This window comes from Paenibacillus ihuae (genome assembly GCF_001368795.1).
In the GTDB taxonomy this organism is placed as follows: Bacteria; Bacillota; Bacilli; order Paenibacillales; family Paenibacillaceae; genus Paenibacillus_AQ; species Paenibacillus_AQ ihuae.
Map to the genome: position 1 here is coordinate 402,926 of NZ_LN831198.1, position 3,700 is coordinate 406,625.

Sequence of the window (3,700 nt, forward strand, 5' to 3'; positions counted from 1 at the left end):
GTACAAGCCTTCGCCATATAAAATACCTGTACGGATCTCTGGCGCCAGCGATTTGCAGTAGGCCAGCGAGTAGTGATTGAAGCTTGACAGAACCACACGTTCACTCATCCCGTAATCCCGCACAGCGGCTATGACCTTCTCCTCCATCCCCGGGTACATAAAGATTCCGTTCTTTAGTTCGATATTGAGGACGGTATCCCGCTTCTGCAGTAAATCCAGTAATTCCTCCAGCGTAGGAAGACGCTCGTCCTTGAATTCCGGCCCGAACCAGGAACCGGCATTCAGCTCCAGCAGCTGGCTCAGCGTTCTATCCTTTACATATCCTTCAGCACCGGCAGTGCGGTTTAAACTTTCATCATGGATGAGCACCAGTCCTCCGTCTGAAGACATCTGGACATCGGTTTCAATACCGGTTGCGCCCAGCTCAAGGCTTTTGCGGAATGCCGCCATCGTATTCTCCGGGCATACCGCAGATGCACCGCGGTGTGCAAAGTTGATAATGCTGTTCATGTGTTGTTACCCCTCCGCCTCATAGTTTTTACTAAGTACCCGCACAAAGCAGGCTCTATTGTCTATTCAACACCACAACAAGAAACCCTGTCCGCCTGCCGGCGAAGGGTGCGAAATGAAGCAAATTTAACATGGGGCTTACAATATTGCACAAAAAGAACCGGATTTCCGTCTAAGGAAGTAGGCTGAGGGGATCATTTTCTCGCTTCGAGCCACATTTTAATTTCAGCGTACAGAAAAGTGCCCTGTGCAAATAACAGGAACAGCTTAGTCCAGTGGGGGACTTCAACCCAGAAGGCAATGATGAAACCGGTGAACCCCGTCAATGCCAGCAGACGGCTTATCAGCACCTTTTGCCTTACTTTTACCAGGCTGTCGAACGTAAAAACCAGGAACACTTGGAGGGGTAACAGCAATAAAAATGCAGATATAAAAGTGAAAAATCCGAAGATTGCAGAACCAATGACCCATACTAAAATCAGCCCTATGATGTTCAGCCGCTTCGTTGATTTCTCTGAGAGTTTCATGCTATGCCTCCAGGGTACCCGGAATGAATATCTGAGTGAAATACCATTTATAACTATACTATAAACGGATATCCATCCCGGTTCAAAAAATATAACGGTCATATCTGGTTGACTTCACGCGGAGACAATCCCGCGGATGGCTTCATGCACAAGCTGAACCTCCGAGAATGCAAGAGAGTACTCCAGATCTGATTTTTTGGCCGGGGACGCGCCAGGGAGGAAGGGAATAGACAAGACCGGCGTATCCGCGCTGCTGAGATAGATTCTGAGGGTGAGCTCCTTGATCTCCTCGGCGGGTTCGGTGTCATCTCCGGCACGATCCGGGTTGTAACCGGGTTTAATAGCGCTGCTGGTAATCCGGCTGGTTTTGCTGACTTTGGTGAGCGTAAGGGCGTTCTCAATAATTTCCGAACCTAATATAGCTTCAAAAGTATACAGCGTCGCGGTCGCATTCTCCTGTCTGCCGGGATCATACTTGCCGATTGCCAGTGTCTTACCATCCTCATCCAGGGCGATAATATGCGACTCATCGGGCGTAACATACCGCTGGGGGAATTCAAGATTGAAGGAGCCGAGGGAACGGGCCAGCTTATTCAGGTTTGATGAAGGATAGGATAATTTATACTGCAGCACCGCAGCCGCCAGCAGCAGGGTAATCCCCAGCACGGCGAACATGTACATTAGGAATATGAGCATTTTACCGCCTCCTGAAAGTTTTGTTAGTATAAGATACCTTGAGACACATCGGCAAAACTCGCTTCGAAAGCATGGGCTAAAAATTGGTTCTACTATATAGATTGAACTTGAAAATATACAATAAGGGGAAAGTGGCGGAGGGGAATTTTGGAGCTGGAGGAGCGGTAGCGTCCGCCTGAAAGCTTTCCGCAGGAAAGCTCGCTTCGGAAGCATAAGCTAGGTTTGGGTTTCTACTGCGATAAGCAGTTATATTCAAGGAAGTCCAAACCTAACAGCGGCCGGAAGCCCAAATATTCTCTGTAGTCACGGCTAATACCCCAAATAGAAAAATCATAAGTTTAATCTATATAATAGAATATGCGGGAGAGACGTGAACAAACACATAGACCTGAGGGATAGAGATCAGCTATTCTTTTTTTATATTCCAAAAAGCAGGGATAAATTAGAGATTGCAGGGGATGATGGGCTTGATCGTAGATACATTAGGACATTTGCTGGAGAATGAGGCGGCTTATGGAGAGAAGATTCAGGCTGGGCTGCGGTTCCTGCGGGATACGGATTTTGCCGGACAGGCGGCAGGACGCCATGAAGTCGATGAGAACATGTTCTATTTCATTAACGAATATGAAACGAAGGATGCCGGGGAATGCTTCTGGGAAGCGCACCGGGTCAATCTGGATCTGCATTATATCCTGGAAGGCACGGAGCGGATCGGCTATGCGGCTATTGAGCAGCTTGCAGTAAAAGAGGAATATAGCGCTGAGAAGGATGCGGTGTTCTTCACCGGAGCGCTGGAATCCGCTGTAACCGCAGGCCCTGGTGCACTGGTTGTCTGCTATCCGCAGGACGGGCATATGACGGGGATTGAAGCCGGCCGCAAGGAAGCGGTACGGAAGGTTGTTCTGAAAATCAAGCTGTAGCAGACTCGGATAGTCTGCATTCACAAGGAGCCGGATAGGCTCCTTTTTGCTTTTACAGCGCTAATATCACCAGTGTTTGTCATTCTCATCTCAAATGAGTTACGATATCTTTCGGATAGAAGAACAACCCGGACAAGGAGCCGCGCTTATGAGCATTTACCTCGAGCTTCCGGATGTGGATAAGCACTTTCCTTTTCGCAGCTTAGTCTGTGGCGGGGATGAGCTGTGTTATCCGCACTGGCATAAAGAAATCGAAATTATCTATGTAACTAAAGGAACGCTAAATCTGGGAATAAATGATACCCCTATCCGGATGGAGCAGGGTGAGGTTCAGTTTATCAATGGCGGCGATGTGCATTATTTCCTCGCTTCCCCCGAGAGTGAACGGCTGGTGATCCAGTTCGACCTGAATCTGTTTCAGGAAATGGCTGCGCTAAGCGGTAATGAGTATTCGCTGCGTGATGTATTTACCTCTATGGAGCATTCCAGCTCACGCTGGCCGGAATCCGCAGCCGCCAAGATGATTGCCCTGATCGAGAGTATCTATGAGGAAGACCTTCAGCGCCGTGAAGGATACGCCTATTTAATCAAAGCCAGACTGTTCGAGCTGCTGACAGTTATTATGCGTGAGGTGCCGAAGAATACAGCCGGAAGGCTGCCTAAATTCTCGGAAGACACGCTGACACAGTCCCGGGAAACGCTGGAGCGGCTGGAGCGGGTCTTCATCTATGTCGAGCAGCATTACAGGGAGCCGATTACGCTGAATGAGGTCGCCCGGCATATGGGATTCAGCCCGTATTATTTCACCAAGCTGTTCAAGAAGAACACGGGCATGACCTTTGTTGCTTTCCTCAATGAATACCGGCTGAACAAGGCGAAGTGGATTCTGCTGAACGAAGACCTGCCGATGTCAGCCGTTGCGGAAGCTGCCGGGTTCGGAAGCGTGAAGACTTTCCATCATTTTTTCAAGTCCGCAACAGGCATTTCTCCGCTGAAATACCATAAGACAATATTCAGGAATAACAGGGCAAGAATGCAGGAAGAAAG

At 48.9% G+C, this 3,700-nt stretch carries 5 protein-coding genes; 2 read left to right on the forward strand and 3 right to left on the reverse strand.

The window, feature by feature from the left end; translation table 11 throughout:
* From AQR02_RS01850 to AQR02_RS01860, 3 genes are all read right to left on the reverse strand, one after another.
* A partial coding sequence (locus AQR02_RS01850; RefSeq protein ID WP_245237043.1) for a glycerophosphodiester phosphodiesterase family protein occupies nucleotides 1–510 on the reverse strand: 510 nt, incomplete at its 3' end.
* Nucleotides 511–704: 194 nt separating this feature from the next.
* Nucleotides 705–1,037 carry a hypothetical protein gene (locus AQR02_RS01855; RefSeq protein ID WP_054939142.1) on the reverse strand — a complete coding sequence of 111 codons (333 nt, stop codon included), beginning with the start codon at nucleotides 1,035–1,037 and terminating at the stop codon, nucleotides 705–707.
* 114 nt (nucleotides 1,038–1,151) lie between these two features.
* Nucleotides 1,152–1,733: a hypothetical protein gene (locus AQR02_RS01860; protein WP_054939143.1), complete on the reverse strand. Its 582-nt coding sequence runs from the start codon at nucleotides 1,731–1,733 to the stop codon at nucleotides 1,152–1,154.
* Nucleotides 1,734–2,194: 461 nt separating this feature from the next.
* Between AQR02_RS01860 and AQR02_RS01865 the strand changes: the two genes are divergently transcribed.
* Both AQR02_RS01865 and AQR02_RS01870 read left to right on the forward strand, forming a co-directional pair.
* Nucleotides 2,195–2,653, forward strand: coding sequence for a NanQ anomerase/TabA/YiaL family protein (locus AQR02_RS01865; protein ID WP_236336132.1), 459 nt, complete (start codon nucleotides 2,195–2,197; stop codon nucleotides 2,651–2,653).
* 148 nt (nucleotides 2,654–2,801) lie between these two features.
* Nucleotides 2,802–3,700 (forward strand): AraC family transcriptional regulator (locus tag AQR02_RS01870; RefSeq protein WP_082451559.1); only part of this gene is annotated, 899 nt, incomplete at its 3' end.